Origin of the sequence: Micromonospora sp. NPDC049836 (assembly GCF_044465125.1) — a bacterium.
Classification (GTDB): Bacteria; Actinomycetota; Actinomycetes; order Mycobacteriales; family Micromonosporaceae; genus Micromonospora.
Map to the genome: position 1 here is coordinate 143,289 of NZ_JBITLH010000003.1, position 17,619 is coordinate 160,907.

The 17,619-nt window shown below is 73.3% G+C and carries 15 protein-coding genes; 6 read left to right on the forward strand and 9 right to left on the reverse strand.

What is annotated here, in order from left to right; translation table 11 throughout:
- Positions 1-304: 304 nt before the first annotated feature.
- Positions 305-1,930 carry a hypothetical protein gene (locus tag ACIBPB_RS08590; protein ID WP_396838951.1) on the forward strand — a complete coding sequence of 542 codons (1,626 nt, stop codon included), beginning with the start codon at positions 305-307 and terminating at the stop codon, positions 1,928-1,930.
- Positions 1,931-2,001: 71 nt separating this feature from the next.
- Here ACIBPB_RS08590 and coaE read toward each other — a convergent pair whose 3' ends face one another.
- Entirely contained in the window at positions 2,002-3,180 is a 1,179-nt protein-coding gene (coaE, locus tag ACIBPB_RS08595) for a dephospho-CoA kinase (protein WP_396838952.1), read from the reverse strand.
- Between the two features lie 490 nt (positions 3,181-3,670).
- Positions 3,671-5,155 carry a 30S ribosomal protein S1 gene (gene rpsA / locus ACIBPB_RS08600; RefSeq protein ID WP_396838953.1) on the reverse strand — a complete coding sequence of 495 codons (1,485 nt, stop codon included), beginning with the start codon at positions 5,153-5,155 and terminating at the stop codon, positions 3,671-3,673.
- A 380-nt stretch (positions 5,156-5,535) separates the two neighbouring features.
- On the opposite strand from rpsA, the gene ACIBPB_RS08605 reads away from it, so the two are divergent.
- The 5 genes from ACIBPB_RS08605 (at position 5,536) to ACIBPB_RS08625 (ending at position 8,360) form a co-directional block, all read left to right on the forward strand.
- Positions 5,536-6,339: a class I SAM-dependent methyltransferase gene (locus tag ACIBPB_RS08605; RefSeq protein WP_396838955.1), complete on the forward strand. Its 804-nt coding sequence runs from the start codon at positions 5,536-5,538 to the stop codon at positions 6,337-6,339.
- A 62-nt stretch (positions 6,340-6,401) separates the two neighbouring features.
- Complete coding sequence (locus ACIBPB_RS08610) at positions 6,402-6,620, forward strand: DUF2945 domain-containing protein (protein ID WP_396838956.1); 219 nt, start codon at positions 6,402-6,404, stop codon at positions 6,618-6,620.
- Positions 6,607-7,038 carry a DUF3140 domain-containing protein gene (locus ACIBPB_RS08615; protein ID WP_396838957.1) on the forward strand — a complete coding sequence of 144 codons (432 nt, stop codon included), beginning with the start codon at positions 6,607-6,609 and terminating at the stop codon, positions 7,036-7,038. The genes ACIBPB_RS08610 and ACIBPB_RS08615 overlap by 14 nt, the downstream gene beginning before the upstream one ends.
- Positions 7,039-7,087: 49 nt before the next feature.
- Entirely contained in the window at positions 7,088-7,837 is a 750-nt protein-coding gene (locus ACIBPB_RS08620) for an SDR family NAD(P)-dependent oxidoreductase (RefSeq protein WP_396838958.1), read from the forward strand.
- Between the two features lie 160 nt (positions 7,838-7,997).
- Entirely contained in the window at positions 7,998-8,360 is a 363-nt protein-coding gene (locus ACIBPB_RS08625) for a MerR family transcriptional regulator (protein ID WP_396838959.1), read from the forward strand.
- A gap of 15 nt (positions 8,361-8,375) precedes the next feature.
- On the opposite strand, the gene polA is transcribed toward ACIBPB_RS08625, so the two are convergent.
- The 7 genes from polA to ACIBPB_RS08660 all read right to left on the reverse strand — a co-directional run bounded on the left by polA (position 8,376) and on the right by ACIBPB_RS08660 (position 17,592).
- The gene (polA, locus tag ACIBPB_RS08630; protein WP_396838960.1) at positions 8,376-11,075 is read right to left on the reverse strand and encodes a DNA polymerase I; all 2,700 of its coding nucleotides are present in this window, start codon (positions 11,073-11,075) and stop codon (positions 8,376-8,378) included.
- Between the two features lie 107 nt (positions 11,076-11,182).
- Positions 11,183-11,893 carry an ABC transporter ATP-binding protein gene (locus ACIBPB_RS08635; protein ID WP_396838962.1) on the reverse strand — a complete coding sequence of 237 codons (711 nt, stop codon included), beginning with the start codon at positions 11,891-11,893 and terminating at the stop codon, positions 11,183-11,185.
- The gene (locus tag ACIBPB_RS08640; protein ID WP_357329201.1) at positions 11,883-12,803 is read right to left on the reverse strand and encodes an ABC transporter ATP-binding protein; all 921 of its coding nucleotides are present in this window, start codon (positions 12,801-12,803) and stop codon (positions 11,883-11,885) included. Before ACIBPB_RS08640 ends, ACIBPB_RS08635 begins: the two co-directional genes overlap by 11 nt.
- Positions 12,796-13,953 (reverse strand): branched-chain amino acid ABC transporter permease, encoded by a 1,158-nt coding sequence (locus tag ACIBPB_RS08645; RefSeq protein ID WP_396838963.1) that lies wholly within the window; start codon positions 13,951-13,953, stop codon positions 12,796-12,798. Before ACIBPB_RS08645 ends, ACIBPB_RS08640 begins: the two co-directional genes overlap by 8 nt.
- Positions 13,950-14,900 carry a branched-chain amino acid ABC transporter permease gene (locus tag ACIBPB_RS08650; RefSeq protein WP_396838964.1) on the reverse strand — a complete coding sequence of 317 codons (951 nt, stop codon included), beginning with the start codon at positions 14,898-14,900 and terminating at the stop codon, positions 13,950-13,952. Before ACIBPB_RS08650 ends, ACIBPB_RS08645 begins: the two co-directional genes overlap by 4 nt.
- Positions 14,901-14,993: 93 nt before the next feature.
- The gene (locus tag ACIBPB_RS08655; protein ID WP_396838965.1) at positions 14,994-16,160 is read right to left on the reverse strand and encodes a branched-chain amino acid ABC transporter substrate-binding protein; all 1,167 of its coding nucleotides are present in this window, start codon (positions 16,158-16,160) and stop codon (positions 14,994-14,996) included.
- A 256-nt stretch (positions 16,161-16,416) separates the two neighbouring features.
- Entirely contained in the window at positions 16,417-17,592 is a 1,176-nt protein-coding gene (locus ACIBPB_RS08660; protein ID WP_396838966.1) for a hypothetical protein, read from the reverse strand.
- Positions 17,593-17,619 lie beyond the last annotated feature (27 nt).

Here is a 17,619-nt window from a genome sequence, read left to right on the forward strand (position 1 = left end):
GTGGCCGCCCTCCGGGGCCAGGCCGCCCCCGGCACCGACGGTCGCAGCACCCGGGACGACCGGCGTGCGCACCCTCGGTGGTCGCGCCGACGGCGCAGACCGGCCGCCGCGAGCGCCCCTGCCCACCCGGGGCATCCCGAGGGCCTCCGTTCCCACCGCGCCACACCGCCGTTTCCGGCCCGCGGCACCCCGGCCGCGCCGCCGTCCCGGCACACCACCCCGGCCGCCGCCGTCCCGGCGCGGCATTCCCGCCGCGCCGCCGTCCCGGCACGTCACCGCAGCCGCGTCGGGGCGTTCTCCACTCGTGGAGACCTCCCCCGGACCCCGCCCCACCCCGCCGCCCGATCCCGCTCCGCACGCCGCCCTCGACGCCCCCACGGACCCGCTGTTCCCCGCCACCACCGGGCACCGCTCCCCCGCCCCGGCCGGCCCCCGGGACCGGCCGCCGGTCCCCGGCCGCGGCCGGCGCCGGGCCCGGCCGGCGACCGATCCGGCCAGCCGGCGACGGACCGGTCCGGCACCGGCCGGACGGGCCGATCCGGCGGGTTCCGCCGCCACCGCACCGGCCCCACCCGCCTCGGACGGCGCCGCTGACCCGGCCGAGCGGTCCCACCGGCGCCGGGCGCTCCTGATCGCCCTCGGGGTCACCGCGGCCGGCTCGGCGGCCGCCCTGGTCGCCGGGCTGCTGAGCTGGTCGCCCCAGCCGGCCGACCCGGCCCGCCCGCTCACTCCCGCCGAGGCCGACCGACTCGCCGCGATGCGGGTCACCAACCACCGCGACGTCCGGGCCGGGGTCCGGGTCACGATCGGTACCGGCGCGGACCGCACCGAACTGGTCGGCTGGGTGGACTGGGCCCGGCCACTGGTCTACCTGGACGTGAGCGGCCCGGGCGCGGGCGCCGAGCGGGGCCTGGTGCAGGCCACCTCGACGGTGGTGGTGCAGCGCCCGCAGCCGGCCACCGGGCCCGTCCCGACGCCACCGCCGCTGGTGCCGCCGGCCGACGGCTGGCGGCTGCGCGAGCCGCCGGCGCGGGGTGGCATCGCGGCCGTACGGGACCTGCTGCTCGGCCTCGGCGCGGCACAGCCCGACCCGGTCCCCGCCGAGGCCCGCTGGCTGACCCGGGAGACCAGGAACGGCACAGCGATGGACGTCCTCCGCGCGCCCCTGCCGGCCGACCCGGACCCGGCCCGGCAGCCACGCCTGTGGCTCGACCGGGACGCCCGGCTGCACCGGATCGACGGGCGGCTGCCGGACCGCCGGCCGGTCACCGTCGAGCTGGCCCGGACCGACCGGCCCACCCTGCGCCCGGTGGACGCGCTGGGCGGACGGCCCGGCCTGCCCCGGGCGCTCACCGACGAGGAGACGGACCGGCTGGCCCGGCTGCCCGGCCGGCTGCGCGCCACCGGCGGGGCGGCGCTGACCCTCGGCGCCCCGCTCGGCCCGGCCGCCAACCTGACCGGCGCGGGCTGGTTGAGCTGGACCGGCGCCGGCGCGTACCTGGGGATCGGCGACGCCGACAACGCCGGACGCCGCACCCTCCGGCGGACGCTGGACGGGCGGGTGGCCCGTGCGGAGCTGCCCGCCGCCGACGCGGCCGACGCGCCGCCACCCCTGCCGCCGCCGGCCGGGATCCGCTGGTCGGCCCCCGGGCCGCCCGGCGACGACGTGGACCGGCTGCTGGCCGCCGCGCTGCGGGCCGGCGCCGGGCCCGTGCCGGGCGGCGCGGCTGTCCGGATCCGCGACGACCGGCTGGCCGACCGCCCGGTGGACGTGATCGAGGTACCGGCCGGACGGGCGACGCTGCGCTACTGGATCGACCGTGGCGGCCTGCTGCGCCGGCTGGAGCTGCGCACCGGGCGGGGCGTCTGGTCCCGGCTGGACCTCCGCCCCGGGCCGGTGCCACGACTGCCCGCGCCGGAGCGCCGCTAGTCACCGCCCGACGTCGAGCGCGCGCCGGCCGCACCGGTTCGCGCCGGGGTGGGGCGGGCGGCCGGCCGGGGTCAGGGCCGCCAACCGGTCCGCGCGGCCCATTCCTCGGCGCGCAGGTGCTCCTCGTCGAACCACGGGTCCGTCAACGTCCCGTACGTGGCGCTGTCCGGTGCGGCGGCCGCCAGCTCCCGCTTCACCTGCAGGTACGCGGCCCGCTGCGCCGGGTCGGCCCGCAGGTGGTCGCGCATGAGCAGCGCGTACCGCCAGCCGGGCGAGCCGTCCACCCGCAGGTGCAGGTGGACCGGGCGGCCGGGGTCGGCGCTGCCGTGCAGTCGCTTCGCCCAGCGGGCGCTGCCGGGCGGCCGCGGGTTGTCCCACCAGTCGCCGGGCAGGCGGGGGAAGCCGGCGTCGGCGAGCCGGTCGGCGAGCGCCCCGTCCGCCTCGGCCAGCGAGGAGACGGTCAGCTGGATGTCGATGACGTCCTTGGCGGCCAGCCCCGGCACGGCGGTCGAGCCGATGTGGTCCACCCGCAGGTCCGCGCCCGCGGCGTGCCGGATCCGGGCGGCCAGCCGCGCGTACTGCTGGGGCCAGGTCGGGTCCGGCTCGGTGAGCACCAGCTCCGCACTGCGCACCGCGCGCCGCTCGCGGACGTTGCGCTCGTAGGGCAGCAGGCGGTCGTGCCAGAGCGCGTCCACCGCCCCGGACAGGTCGTCGAGGGTGCCGTCGTTGTCGAGCAGCACGTCGGCCGCCGCCTCCCGGCGGGCGTCGTCGGCCTGCGCGGCGATCCGCCGCTCGGCCTCCGCGCGCTCCATGCCCCGGTGCCGCGCGAGCCGCTCCAGCCGGGTCGCGACCGCCGCCCGCACCACGACCACCAGGTGGTACGTCGGAGCGAGCCCCACCTCGACCAGCAGCGGCACGTCGTTCACCACCACGGCGTCCGGCGGCGCCCCGGCGATCAGCTCGGCGCTGCGCGCCCGGACCCGGGGATGGGTGATCGCCTCCAGCCTGCGGCGGGCGGCCTCGTCGCCGAAGACCAGCGCGCCCAGCGCCGCCCGGTCCAGGGCACCCCGCTCGTCGAGGACCCGCTCGGAGAAGGCCGCGACGATCTCGGCCAGCCCTTCGGAGCCCGGCGCGACCACCTCGCGGGCGATCCGGTCGGAGTCGACGATCACCGCGCCGAGCGCGGCCAACCGGTCCGCCACGGCGCTCTTGCCCGACCCGATCCCGCCGGTCAACCCCACGATCAGCACCCGACCAGTCAACCCGATCAGCGCACCGCCCGCCAAACCGGTCGCCGGGGGCTGGCACCAGCCGCACCACCCGTCGCGCGGCGCTGTCCACGTGAGTGTTGATCAACACAAGGTGCGGCAAACCGGCCCCTCCCCCAGCCCGGACACCACGACATGCCGCAACCGGAGTCGATCACGGGACGGGACATGGCAGTGGCCGTCCGCCGACGGCCGGGACGGGCCTCCAGGGCCGCCGGGCCGCAGGGCCGCAGGGCCGCCGGGCCGCAGAGCCGCCAGGCCGCAGGACCGCAGGGCCGTCGGGCCGCAGGACCGGCACGGTTCGGTCGGGGTGGGGCGGGGCGGAGACCGGCGGCGGATTCGGGTGGGCGGAGACAGGCGTGGGCCCCGCCTCCGGCGACCCGGTGGAACCGGATCGGCGGGGACGGGGCCCACGGTGGTCGACGACGGCCCTGCGCGGCGTCAGGGACGCCGGGCGGAGGTCGTCACGGGATCACTTGCCGCCGGCGAGCTTCTCCCGCAGGGCGGCGAGCGCCTCGTCGGTGGCCAGGGTGCCGGCCGGCTCCTCGGCCTGCCGGCTCGGGGCCGAGGTCGAGGTGGTGGTGCTGGACGGGGCCGGAGCCGGGTTGGCAGCGGCCTCGGCGTCGGCGGCCCGGGAGGACTGCACCTGCTTGGTGTGCGCCTCCCAGCGCTGACGGGCCTCGGCGTACTGGTTCTCCCAGGTCTCGCGCTGCTTGTCGTAGCCCTCGAGCCACTCGCCCGTCTCCGGGTCGAAGCCCTCCGGGTAGATGTAGTTGCCCTGCTCGTCGTAGGTCGCGGCCATGCCGTAGAGGGTCGGGTCGAAGTGCTCCTCGCCCTCGACGAAGCCCTCGTTGGCCTGCTTGAGCGACAGCGAGATCCGGCGACGCTCGAGGTCGATGTCGATGACCTTGACCATGACCTCGGAGCCGACCTGGACGACCTGCTCCGGGATCTCCACGTGGCGCTCGGCCAGCTCGGAGATGTGGACCAGGCCCTCGATGCCGTCGTCCACCCGGACGAAGGCGCCGAACGGCACGAGCTTGGTGACCTTACCCGGCACGATCTGCTGGATCGCGTGGGTGCGGGCGAACTGACGCCACGGGTCCTCCTGGGTCGCCTTCAGCGACAGCGAGACCCGCTCGCGGTCCAGGTCGACGTCCAGGACCTCGACCTCGACCTCCTGGCCGACCTCGACGACCTCGGACGGGTGGTCGATGTGCTTCCAGGAGAGCTCGGAGACGTGCACCAGGCCGTCCACGCCGCCCAGGTCGACGAACGCGCCGAAGTTGACGATCGAGGAGACGACGCCCTTGCGGACCTGGCCCTTCTGCAGCTTGTTGAGGAACTCGGTACGCACCTCGGACTGCGTCTGCTCCAGCCAGGCCCGGCGGGACAGAACCACGTTGTTGCGGTTCTTGTCCAGCTCGATGATCTTGGCCTCGAGCTCGCGGCCGACGTACGGCTGCAGGTCACGCACCCGCCGCATCTCGACGAGCGACGCGGGCAGGAAGCCGCGCAGGCCGATGTCGAGGATGAGACCACCCTTGACGACCTCGATGACCGAGCCGCGGACGACCCCGTCCTCGTCCTTGATCTTCTCGATGGTGCCCCAGGCCCGCTCGTACTGCGCCCGCTTCTTCGAGAGGATCAGCCGCCCCTCCTTGTCCTCCTTCTGGAGGACGAGGGCCTCGATGTGGTCACCGACGGAAACCACCTCGGCCGGGTCCACGTCGTGCTTGATCGACAACTCCCGAGAGGGGATCACACCCTCGGTCTTGTAGCCGATGTCGAGCAGGACCTCGTCCCGATCGACCTTGACGACGGTGCCTTCGACAATGTCGCCGTCGTTGAAGTACTTGATGGTCTCGTCGATCGCGGCGAGGAAAGCTTCCTCAGAGCCGAGGTCGTCGTGGGTGACCTTGTTGGCGCTCGAGGTGGCCTCGATGCTGCTCGTCATGTGGGCGGTTGCTCCGGTCGGATGGGTTGTCACAGGACGCATGGGTGTCGCGGTGACTCAGTCCGCGCCAGCGGATCCGTCACCGGGCACACCGAACGATCGCCATCAGAAGATCATTAGTGGCTCCGGTGACCGCACACCTGCTCCCTGCCGAGGCACACGATCCGCGAGCGCATCCTCTAGCCTACCCGCTGCATTACCACAGCGTGCAAGCCCTCCCGGGTCCTCGTGACCGCGTAACTTGCGAAAGCGGAGATTTCGCGCGGTAAGGTGCCACAGCTGTCTCGTCCGTCACATCCGTCACGCCGGCCCCACGGCCGTCCCACGGCCGGCCGGTGGCCGCCGGCGGGTCGCGGGCGGCGGGGGCCTAGCGTGAGCGGGTGGACGACGACAGGGTGATCCGGCGCCGGGCAGGCGCGGCCGAGATCCGCCGGGCCAATCGCGGCTGGTGGGACGCCGACGCCGACGGCTACCAGGCCGAACACGGCGCGTTCCTCGGCGACGTGGACTTCGTCTGGTGCCCCGAAGGGCTGCGCGAGGCCGACGCCCGCCTGCTCGGCGACGTCGCCGGCCGCCGGATCCTCGAACTCGGCGGCGGCGCCGCCGCCGCGTCCCGCTGGCTGGCCGCCCAGGGCGCCCGGCCGGTCGCGCTGGATCTCTCCGCGGGCATGCTGCGGCACGCCGCGCAGGCGGCCGAGCGCACCGGGGTACGGGTGCCGCTGGTGCAGGCCGACGCGCTCGCCCTGCCCTTCGGCGACGCGACGTTCGACACGGTCTGCACCGCGTTCGGGGCGATCCCGTTCGTGGACGACTCGGCGGCGGTGATGCGGGAGGTGGCCCGGGTGCTGCGCGCCGGCGGCCGGTGGGTCTTCTCGGTCACCCACCCGATGCGCTGGATCTTCCTGGACGACCCCGGCGAGGGCGGGCTGACCGCCGTGCACTCGTACTTCGACCGCTCCCCCTACGTGGAGCAGGACGAGCACGGGACGGCGACCTACGTCGAACAGCACCGCACCCTCGGCGACCGGGTCCGCGAACTGGTCGGCGCCGGGTTCCGGCTGCTGGACCTGGTGGAGCCGGAGTGGCCGGCGGGGCACGAGGGGATCTGGGGGCAGTGGAGTCCGCTGCGCGGCCGGCTCTTCCCCGGCACCGCGATCTTCGTGACCGAGAAGCCGGCCGGCTGAGCGCCCGGCGCGCCGGGTGGCGGGCGTCGTTTCCGCCGCCCGGCCCCGGGTAACCGGACGCCATGGCCGAGAAGGAGTTCCGCACCGGCGACCACGTCTCCTGGGCCAGCCACAGCGGCCGGGCGTACGGGGTCGTCAAGGAGAAGCTCGTCGACCGCACCCACGTACGCGGGCACACGGTGAACGCCTCGCCGGAGCAGCCGCAGTACCGGATCCGCAACGACGACTCGGGACGGGACGTCGCCCACCGCCCGGAGGTGCTGCGCCATGAGCCCCAGTGACGATCCGCAGCAGACCTACCGCGAGTTCACCGAGGCGGTGAACATGAAGCCGGGTGAGCTGCGCAGCTGGCTGGAGACCGACGAGTCCAAGCACGTCGGCTGGCGGAAGCAGGGCACCAAGGGCGGCGAGTCGGTCGGCCACGAGTCCGGCCGGAAGATCATCGAGTTGTTGCGGCGCAAGCGCGACCAGCTCTCCGAGGCCGACTACAAACACATGCGCAAGGTCGTCGGGTACGTCCGGCGGCACATGGCCCAGCGGCCCAGCGGCGACGTCAGCCGGACCCGGTGGCGGTACTCCTTGATGAACTGGGGCCACGACCCGGTCAAGGGCCCGCTGCCACCGCCGGGTGGCCCGTCCCGCAAGGCCCTGCAACGGCACGGCGCCCCGCCGAAGGAACGCCGGGGGCCGGGCCGCTGACCCGCCCGCTTGACCCTGCCGCTGACGGCAGGGTCGGACCATCGGCGGCATGAACGACGCACAGCAGCGGGTCGTGGTGGTCACCGGCGCGGGAACCGGCATCGGCCGGGCCACCGCCCGCGCCTTCGGGGCCACCGGAGCCCAGGTCCTCGCGGTCGGCCGGCGCGCCGCGCCGCTTGCCGCGACCGCCGCGAACCACCCTCTGATCACCCCGCTCACCGCCGACGTGACCGAGGCCGACGCGCCCGCCCGGGTGGTCGGCGCCGCCCTCGACCGGTACGGCCGGCTCGACGTGCTGGTCAACAACGCCGGGGTCGCCGGCGGCGGCCGCCTGGCCCACCTGGACGAGGCGGCGGCCCGGCGCCAGCTGGAGACGAACCTGATGGCGCCGATCCGGCTGGCGCACGCCGCGCTCGAACCGCTGGCCGCGACCGGCGGTGTGATCGTCAACGTGACCACCGCCGTGGGCCAACGGGCCTGGCCGGGCAGCGCGGTGTACGCGGCCGGCAAGGCCGCCGTCGACTCGCTGACCCGCAGCTGGGCGGTGGAGCTGGCGCCACGCGGCGTCCGGGTGGTGGCGGTCGCTCCCGGAGCCATCGACACGCCCATCGGCGAACACCAGGGGCTCTCCCCCGAGCAGCGCGCCGCGGTACGCCGCTGGCAGCTCGACCACACGCCCCTGGGGCGGATCGGCCGGCCCGAGGACGTAGCCTGGGCGATCCTGCGGCTCTGCGACCCGGCGGCGGCCTTCGTCACCGGCGTGGTGCTGCCGGTGGACGGCGGCGCACTGGTCGCCTGACCGGCCGGGTGTCGCCGGACCGGCGACGTCGGCCACGGCTCGAGCCACGGTCCCGGCTCAAGCTACGGCCGCGGCTCAAGCTACGGCCGCGGCTACGGCTACGGCCGCGGGTCAGGCTACGGCTACGGCTACAGCGCGGCTGCGAACGGAGGGTGGTCGGATGCGGATCGGCGAGTTGGCGAGGACGACCGGCTGCACGCCGCGGGCCCTCAGGCACTACGAGGAGCAGGGTCTGATCACCGCGGCGCGGGCGGCGAACGGCTACCGCGAGTACGACGACGCCACCGTCACCCGGGTCCGCAACATCCGGCACCTGCTCGGCGCCGGGCTGACCCTGGAGGACGTCCAGGTCTTCCTGCCCTGCCTGGACGGGGACGTGGCCGCCGCGCCGCCGTCCCCGGCCGGCCTCCGGGTGGGACTCGAGCGGCTGGCCGTGCTGGACGCCCGGATCGCCGCCCAGGTGGTGGTCCGGGACCGCCTCGCCGCCGCCCTCCACGGTGCCCGGGCCGAGGCCAGCCCGTAGGGCTGGTGGCCGGACTCAGTGGTCGGCGCTGTTCCAGTCCCGCCCTTCGCCCACCGAGACCTCCAGCGGCACCGACAGCGGGTACGCGTCTCCCATCTGCTGGCGGACCAGGGTCTCCAGGGCTTCCCGCTCCCCGGCGGCGACCTCGAAGACCAGTTCGTCGTGCACCTGCAGCAGCATCCGGGAGCGCAGCCCGCCCTCGCGCAGCGCCGTGTCGACGTGCAGCATGGCGACCTTGATGATGTCGGCCGCGGAGCCCTGGATCGGGGCGTTGAGGGCCATCCGCTCGGCGATCTCCCGCCGCTGCCGGTTGTCGCTGACCAGGTCGGGCAGGTAGCGGCGGCGGCCCAGGATGGTGGAGGTGTAGCCGTCCTGGCGGGCCCGGGCGACCACCTCGTGCAGGTAGTCGCGCACCCCGCCGAAGCCGGCGAAGTAGTTCTCCATCAGCCCGCGCGCCTCCTCGGTGCTGATCCCGAGCTGCTGGGACAGGCCGAACGCGCTCAGCCCGTACGCCAGGCCGTAGTTCATCGCCTTGATCTTGCGGCGCTGGTCGGCGGTGACCTGGTCGACCGGGACCCCGAAGACCGACGAGGCGGTGGCGGCGTGGAAGTCGTGCCCGGAGTTGAACGCCTCGATCAGCGCGTCGTCCGAGGACAGGTGCGCCATGATCCGCATCTCGATCTGGCTGTAGTCGGCGGTGAGCAGGCAGTCGTAGCCCGCGCCGACGATGAAGGCGCGGCGGATCCGCCGGCCCTCCTCGGTGCGGATCGGGATGTTCTGCAGGTTGGGCTCGGTCGAGGAGAGCCGGCCGGTGGCCGCGACCGTCTGGTTGAACGTGGTGTGGATCCGGCCGTCGTCGGAGACCGACTTGAGCAGCCCGTCGACGGTCGACTTGAGCTTGGCCACATCGCGGTGGCGCAGCAGGTGGGCCAGCACCGGGTGCGGCTGCTGGGCGTAGAGCCACTGCAGGGCGTCCGCGTCGGTGGTGTAACCGGTCTTGATCTTCTTGGTCTTGGGCAGGCCCAGCTCGCCGAAGAGGATCTCCTGGAGCTGCTTGGGCGAGCCGAGGTTGAACTCCCGCCCGATCTCCGCGTACGCGCCCTGGGCGGCGGCCTTCACCTCGGCGGCGAAGTGCGCCTCCAGCTCGGAGAGGTATTCGGTGTCGGCGGCGATGCCGGTGCGCTCCATGGCGGCCAGCACCCGCATCAGCGGCAGCTCCACGCCGGCCATCAGCCGGGCGGACTGCTCGCCGTCGCGGGACAGCTCGGCGTCGATCGCGTCGGCCAGGTCGAGGGTGGCCCGGGCCTGGAGCATCAGGTTCTGCTCGGCCTCGCCCTCGTCGCCGAGGCCGTCCAGGGTGAGCTGGCCGGTCTCCGGCGCGTCGACCCGCAGCTCCCGGTGCAGGTAGCGCAGCGCCAGGTCGGTCAGGTCGTAGGAGCGCTGGTCGGGGCGGGCCAGGTAGGCGGCGATCTGGGTGTCGCGGGAGATGCCCCGCAGGTCCCAGCCGTGCGCGGCGAAGGCCAGCACGGCCGGCTTGCTGTCGTGCAGCACCTTGGGCCGCGTGTCGTCGGCCAGCCAGCCGGCCAGCGCCGAATCGTCGGCCGGGTCGAGGGTGGCCGGATCGCACCAGGCCGCCGCGCCGCCCGCCGTGGCCAGCGCCAGCCCGGTCACCGAGGCGGTGTGCCGGCGGTTCGGGCCGGTGTCGAGCTTGACCGCCAGCCCGACCGGGGTGCCGGCCGGGGCGTGCGTGCCCAGCCAGCCGGCGAGCGCGCCCGGCTCGGTCAGCTTCTGGCCGGCCAGGTCGAAGCCGGCCTCGGCCTCCGGCTCGACCGCCTCGAGGTACTGGTAGAGCCGGTCGCGCAGGATCCGGAACTGGAGGGTGTCGAAGACCTGGTGCACGGCCTCCCGGTCCCAGCCCTGCCAGCGGGCGTCCTCGGGGCGCAGCGGCAGCTCCAGGTCGGTGACCAGGCAGTTGATCTCGTAGTTGCGGATCACGTCGGCGAGCCGCTCACGCAGGCTGTCGCCGGCCTTGCCCTTGATCTCGTCGGCGTGGGCCACCACGCCCTCGACCCCGCCGTACAGGTTGATCCACTTGGCCGCGGTCTTCGGGCCGACGCCCGGCACGCCCGGCAGGTTGTCGCTGGTCTCGCCGACCAGGGCGGCCAGGTCCCGGTAGCGCTCGGGACCGACGCCGTACTTCGCGTCGACCGCGGCCGGATCCATCCGGGCCAGGTCGGAGACGCCCTTGCGCGGGTAGAGCACGGTCACCCGGTCGCCGATCAGCTGGAACGCGTCCCGGTCGCCGGTGGTGATCAGCACGTCCATGCCCTGGTCGCGGGCCTGGCAGGCGAGGGTGGCGATGACGTCGTCGGCCTCGTAGCCCTCCTTCTCCACCACCGGTACGCGCAGCGCGGCGAGGACCTCCTTGACCAGGCTGACCTGGCCCTTGAAGTCGGTCGGGGTCTCGCTGCGGCCGGCCTTGTACTCCGCGTAACGGTCGGTGCGGAAGGAGCGCCGGGAGACGTCGAAGGCCACCACGAGGTGGGTGGGCTGCTCGTCACGGAGCACGTTGATCAGCATCGAGGTGAAGCCGTAGACGGCGTTGGTCGGCTGCCCCGTGGTGGTGGAGAAGTTCTCCACCGGCAGGGCGAAGAAGGCCCGGTATGCCAGGGAGTGTCCGTCGACGAGGAGCAGGCGCGGCGTCGTAGCTGTCACGGCAGCGACTCTAGCCCGTACGCCCGACAACCCGGCGGACGGCGGCGCCGGGAACGGCGGCGGCCGGCCGCCCCGCGAAGGGACGGCCGGCCGCCGCCGGTACGACCTCAGGCCACGCCGAGGTACGCCTCCTTGACCGCCGGGTCGTGCAGCAGGTCCCGGCCGGTGCCCTCCTTGACGATCCGGCCGGTCTCCAGCACGTAGCCCCGGTGGGCGCGGGAGAGCGCCTGCTGGGCGTTCTGCTCCACCAGCAGGATCGTGGTGCCCTGCTCGTTGATCCGGGTGATGATCTCGAAGATCTGCTGGATCAGCATCGGCGCGAGCCCCATCGAGGGCTCGTCGAGCAGCAGCAGCCGCGGGCGGGCCATCAGCGCCCGGCCCACCGCCAGCATCTGCTGCTCACCGCCGGAGAGCGTGCCGCCGGGCTGCTTGCGCCGCTCGGCCAGCCGGGGGAAGAGGTCCATGACCATCTTCATGTCCTCGGCGATGCCCGAGCGGTCCCGCCGGGTGTACGCCCCCATCTCGAGGTTCTCCAGCACGCTCATGCCGGGGAAGACGCCCCGGCCCTCGGGCGCCTGCCCGATGCCCCGGACCACCCGCAGGTCGGCCCGCATCCGGGTGACGTCGGTGCCGTCGAAGATGATCGAGCCGGACGCCACCGGGCGCAGCCCGGAGATGGCCCGCATGGTGGTGGTCTTGCCGGCGCCGTTCGCGCCGATCAGGGCCACCACCTCACCCTCGTTGACCGTCAGGCTGATCCCGTGCAGGGCCTGGATCCGCCCGTACAGCAGGGTCACGTCCTTGATCTCAAGCAGCATCGGTCGGCACCCCCAGGTACGCGGCGATCACCTTCGGGTCGTCCCGGACCTCGGCCGGCAGGCCCTCGGCGATCTTCTTGCCGAACTCCAGCACCACGATCCGGTCGGTGACGCCCATGACCAGTCGCATGTCGTGCTCGATGAGCAGCACGGTCGTGCCGTTGTCCCGGATCTTACGGATCAGCCCGAGCAGTTCCTCCTTCTCCGCCGGGGTGAAGCCGGCGGCCGGCTCGTCCAGGCAGAGCAGGGTGGGGTCGGTGGCCAGGGCCCGGGCGATCTCCAGCCGGCGCTGCTCGCCGTACGAGAGGTTGCGGGCCAGGTCCCCGGCGCGGCGCTCGATGCCGACGAAGCGCAGCAGCTCGTACGCCTTGTCGCGGCCCTGCCGCTCCTCCCGCCAGTGCCGCGGCAGCCGCAGCATCGCGGAGATCACGCTGGTCTTGTGGTGGGCGTCCGCGCCCACCATCACGTTCTCCAGCGCGGTCATCTCCGGGAAGAGCCGGATGTTCTGGAACGTCCGGGCGATGCCCGCCTTGGTGATCCAGGACCGGCGCTTGCCGTTGGTCCGCTGCCCCTTGAACCGGATCTCGCCCTCGGTGGGCCGGTAGACCCCCGTCATCGCGTTGAAGCAGGTGGTCTTGCCGGCGCCGTTCGGGCCGATCAGGCCGAGGATCTCCCCCTGGTAGAGGGTGAACGCGACGTCGTTCAGGGCGACCACGCCGCCGAAGCGGAGGGTGACGTGGTCGACCTCCAGCAGCGGCTCCCGCCCGGCCGGCGCGGTCGCGCCGGGGGTGGGCTCCACCGGCGTGTCCGCGCCGGACTCCGGCGGGGTGCCGACGGTGCTGCGACCGTCGTCGGCGATGTCCCGCTCGCTGGTCTCGTCCCGCTCGCTGTGCATCTGCGGCTCACTCATTGGGCACCGTCTCCTGGGGAACCACTTCCTTGCGCCGGTCGGCGAACTCCGCCGCGCGGCGCCGGTTGGGCACCAGACCCTGCGGCCGGAAGATCATCATCACGATGACCACCAGGCCGAAGACCAGGATCCGGTATTCCGCCGCGTCGAACTCGACACCGATCAGGTCGCCCACGCCACGCAGCCACTCCGGCAGGTACCAGGTGATCGCGCCACCGGCGATCGCGCCCTTGATGTTGCCCGCGCCGCCGAGGATGACCGCGGCGAGCACCAGGATCGAGTTCTCCAGCAGGAAGCTGTCCGAGTTGATGAACGTCTGCTTGCCGGCGAAGATCGCGCCGGTCAGACCGCCGACCGCCGCGCCGATGGCGAACGCCCACAGCTTGTACTTGAACGTCGGCACGCCCATGATCTCGGCGGCGTCCTCGTCCTCGCGGATCGCCACCCAGGCCCGGCCGACCCGGCTGTTGACCAGGTTCCGCATCGCGAAGATGATCACGATGATCACCGTGAGGATCAGCCAGTAGTAGGGCTTCGAGCTCTCCACGCCGAACAGCGGGTGACCGTCCGAGCCGGTGCCCGGCGGGTGCGGGATCTGCGGGATGCCCCGCTGCCCCTGCGCGATGCCCTCGTTGCGGGCCGCGTAGAGGCGGATCATCTCGGCGAAGCCGAGGGTCACGATGGCCAGGTAGTCACCGCGCAGCCGCAGCGTCGGACCACCGAGGATCACCCCGGAGACCATGGCCACCAGGATCGCCACCGGCACCGCCGCCAGCCACGGCCAGTTGGTGCCGAACCGGCTCTCCGGCGAGGTCAGCAGCGCCACCGTGTACGCGCCGACCGCGTAGAAGCCGAAGTAGCCCAGGTCGAGCAGGCCGGCGAAGCCGACCACGACGTTCAGGCCCACCGCCAGCAGCACGAAGACCGAGGTGTCGAAGAGCACCGTCGCGAAGTCGGAGCGGGTGGTGTAGAAGGCGAAGTAGTCGCTGCCGATCGGGAAGCCGAGGTACTCGTAGAACCACCGGTTGGGCAGGACGTAGAGGAAGACCACCAGGGCGGCCAGGCCGACCCAGCGGACCTGCCTCGGCATCGCGCCCCAGCGGGTACGGAACGCCGCCAGACGCCCCTTCTTGTCCGAGGTGGCGGTCATGCGCGCGCCCTCCCGAGAGATTCGCCGAGCAGGCCGGTCGGCCGGAACATCAGCAGCACGATCAACAGCACGAACCCGGTGAAGTCCTTCCAGTCTCCACCGAAGAGCCCGGCGGCGTAGTTCTCCACCACGCCGAGCAGCAGGCCGCCGAGCAGCGCGCCGCGCAGGTTGCCGATGCCGCCGAGCACCGCGGCCGAGAAGGCCTTGAGCCCGATCAGGAAGCCGACGTTGAACTTGGTGAAGCCGAACCGGATGTCCCACAGCAGCGCGGCCACGCCGGCCATCAGGCCGCCGAGGATGAACACCAGCAGGATGACCCGGTTCTTGTTGACGCCCATCAGCGCGGCGGTGTCCGCGTCCTGGGCCACGGCGCGGATGCCCCGGCCGAGCCGGCTGCGGCTCACGAACTGGTCCAGGCTGATCATCATGATCAACGTGACGCCGAGGATCAGCAGCTGGAGGTTGGTCACCTCGGCCCCGAAGAGGGTGAAGACCGTCTTCTGCGGGATCAGGTCCGGCATGCCGAACGGCGCCCGCTCGGTGCCGATGCCGAAGGACTCGGAGAGCACGAACGAGGCGCCGATCGCCGTGATGAGGAAGGCCAGCGGCGGCGCGTTGCGGCGCCGCAGTGGCCGGTAGGCGACCAGCTCCACCACCACGGCGGTGGACGCCGAGGCGACCATCGCGACGGCGAGGCCGGCGAGGACCGCCAGGATCAGCGGGCCGAACGCGGGGGCAGGGGTGTTCTGGTTGTGACCCAGCGCCTCCCAGGTCCACAGGGCGGTGAAGGTACCGACCATGAAGACCTCGGAGTGGGCAAAGTTGATCAGACGCAGGACGCCGTACACCAGGGTGTAGCCGAGCGCGACGAGCGCGTAGATCGCGCCCTGTTCCAGCCCGGTGATGGTCAGCGCCGGGAAGTTCCCGAAGAGCTCATCGAAGTTCAAGTGGGGGCTCCAACTGTGCGGCCAAGCGGTGCGGCCGGGAGGAAACTCCCGGCCGCACGCCTGGCGTCCCGTGGCGGGACCGGACGAACCCGGTCAGGCCTTGGGGATCTCGATCTCGGGGACGACCTGGCCCGCGTTCACCTTGAACGCCCAGACGATGACCTGGGCCGGGTCCAGCTCGCCGTTGGACTCGAACTTGTAGGTCACACCGGTGGCGCCACCGGTGCCGCTGTAGCTGTTGATGAAGGCGTTCAGGTCGGCCCGGCTGGACTTGCCGGCCTTGATGCCCTCGAGCATGATCTTGGTGATGTCGAAGGACACGTCGGCGTAGGTGCCCGGGTCCACGTTGAACTTCGTCTTGTAGTCGGTCGGGAAGGTGCCCTTGGCCTTGGTGGCCGGGGCGCACGGGCAGGTCAGGATGGTGCCCTCGGCGACCTGCTGACCGGCGACCTTGATGAAGTTGGCGTCGTTCACGCCGTCACCGGCGATCATGGTGCCCTTCCAGCCCGCGCCCTTGAGCTGCTTGAGCAGCAGGCCGGCCTCGGTGTAGTAGCCACCGAAGAAGAGGGCGGTCGCGCCGCTGCTGGTGATCTTGGTGACCACGGCGGAGAAGTTGGTCTGCTTGACCTGGATCTTGTCGTAGCCGGCCGGGGTGCCGATGACCTTCTTGACCTCGTCGGCCAGGCCGGCGCCGTACGCCGACTGGTCGTCGACGACGTACACCTTCTCGGCCTTCAGCACGTCCTTGATGTAGCGACCGGCGGCCGGGCCCTGGGAGGTGTCGTTACCCACGCCGCGGTGGAAGACCTTCCAGCCCTTGCTGCTCAGGCTCGGGCGGGTCGCCGACGGGGTGATGGTCGGCAGGCCGGCCGCGTCGAAGATCGGGTCCGCCACCTCGGACTCGCCGGAGAAGCCGGGGCCGATGATGCCGACGATCTTGCTGTCGCCGACCGCCTGCTGGGCCAGGGCCGGGGCCTTGGCCGGGTCGCCCTGGGAGTCGTACTGCTCCAGCTTGACCTGGCAGTCCTTGTTCTCGTTGTTGTACTGCTCGATGGCCAGCTGGGTGCCGTTGCGCATGTGGATACCGAGACCCGCGGCGTCGCCCGTCAGCGCGCCGAAGAAGCCGATCTTCAGATCGCAGGCGGCCTTCCCGCCGCCGCCGGCCTCACTGTCGCCGCTGTCGGCCTTACAGGCCGCGCCACTGAAAACGAGCGCGCCGATGGCCACGCCACCGAGCACCCGAGCGAGCTTCTGCCTCACGGCTCGTACCCTCCTCCGTCCGATGCCCGGACCACCCACCGCGAATTGGACCTTGCGAGGCTGGCCGGACCGACCGCGATCCCGGTCTGGGGCGGGACGTTATCCCACTTCCCGGGCACGCCGGAATAGCTAGGAGGAGGGGTTGACCTAACCGTTACGTTGAGTGGCCGATTTCATGGATGTGCTGTAACACACGCTGGCCCGTCACAGGACAAATCGTACAGTTAATGACGGCCAAGCACTTGTCGGAAAGCAATCAGTTCGGCTGCCACGGCCCCCGCGCCGACCACAGCCGCGCTCGCGTGCCGTCATCCACCACCAGCAGAGCAACGTCGCTCGATCCCGTCACCGCCACCGCCCGCTCGGCCCCGCCCGGCACGGCCACCGGCAGGCCGACCGGTGACCAAGAGTCACCATCGCGGGAGAGCCAGCCGGTCGGACCGGCGGCCGGCAGCACCAGCACCCCGCCGGCGACCGCCGCCAGCCCCGAGACCGCGCCGCCCCCCGCGCCGAACGCGCCACCGGACCGCCAGCGCCCGCCCTCCTCCACCCAGGCGCCCAGCCGGTCGCCCCGGCGACCCACGGCCACCGTCCGCTCCCCCGCCCCGGCCACCCGTTGCAGATCCGCGCCGCCGTCCGCGGCCGGCAGCACCGCGCGCCGCCAGCTCCGCCCGTCCGTCGAGGTCCACGCCACCGGCTGAGTGCCGGTACGCCCCGGCGGCAGCACCGAGCCCACCAGCAGCCACCCCGACGGGGTGCCGATGCCGTCCGCCACCCACGGCCGCCCCGCCGCGTCGGCGGCCAGCCCCGGCACCGCGCTGACCAGCGCGAAGTCCGTCCCGTCCGGGGACACCCAGGCCGCCGCCCCGGTGGCCCGGTTGCCCGAGATCAACCACCCGCGCGGCCCGCCCGCGATCCGCCCCACGTTGACCGCGTCCGGCCCGCCGAAGACCTCGAACTCGGCCGGCACCTCCACCAGGGAGCCGTCGTCGGCCGCCCGCCAGGTGCTGATCCGGGGATTGCCGTGCACCCCGCCGCTCTTGCCCCCCACCGCGGCCAGCCGACCGTCCCGGCAGCCCGCCGCCGTCAGCAGGTTCTCCTCGCCGTACGGGCTGCGCGGCACCGGGCGCAGCGCCGTCCAGGTGACCGCGTCGGGGCTGCTCCAGGCGGCCGGCCGGGTGCCACCGGCGGCGTCCACCACCGCACCGACCACGAACCAGCGGCCGGCACACGCCGTGGCGTCGCGCAGCGCCAGCCGGCCCGGGGCACCGGGCGGGACCGGAAGGGTGACCGGCTGCCAGCCCGGCCGGACCGGTGCGGGCGTGGGCACGGGCGCGGCCCGGCCCATCGGGCGACAGGCGGCGAGCAGCAGCACGAGCAGGCCGAACACCGCCACGCCGCGCCGCATGGCCGCGATCGTATCGACCTCCACCGACCCAGGGAACCCGCCGCTCGCCCG

What these genes read in the sequence shown, in the direction of transcription:
- ACIBPB_RS08635 (WP_396838962.1), bottom strand. Translation starts at nt 11,893, where the DNA reads ATGCTGCTTGAGATCAAGGACGTGACCCTGCTGTACGGGCGGATCCAG.
- ACIBPB_RS08620 (WP_396838958.1), top strand. Translation starts at nt 7,088, where the DNA reads ATGAACGACGCACAGCAGCGGGTCGTGGTGGTCACCGGCGCGGGAACC.
- ACIBPB_RS08615 (WP_396838957.1), top strand. Translation starts at nt 6,607, where the DNA reads ATGAGCCCCAGTGACGATCCGCAGCAGACCTACCGCGAGTTCACCGAG.
- ACIBPB_RS08640 (WP_357329201.1), bottom strand. Translation starts at nt 12,803, where the DNA reads ATGAGTGAGCCGCAGATGCACAGCGAGCGGGACGAGACCAGCGAGCGG.
- ACIBPB_RS08610 (WP_396838956.1), top strand. Translation starts at nt 6,402, where the DNA reads ATGGCCGAGAAGGAGTTCCGCACCGGCGACCACGTCTCCTGGGCCAGC.
- ACIBPB_RS08645 (WP_396838963.1), bottom strand. Translation starts at nt 13,953, where the DNA reads ATGACCGCCACCTCGGACAAGAAGGGGCGTCTGGCGGCGTTCCGTACC.
- rpsA (WP_396838953.1), bottom strand. Translation starts at nt 5,155, where the DNA reads ATGACGAGCAGCATCGAGGCCACCTCGAGCGCCAACAAGGTCACCCAC.
- ACIBPB_RS08625 (WP_396838959.1), top strand. Translation starts at nt 7,998, where the DNA reads ATGCGGATCGGCGAGTTGGCGAGGACGACCGGCTGCACGCCGCGGGCC.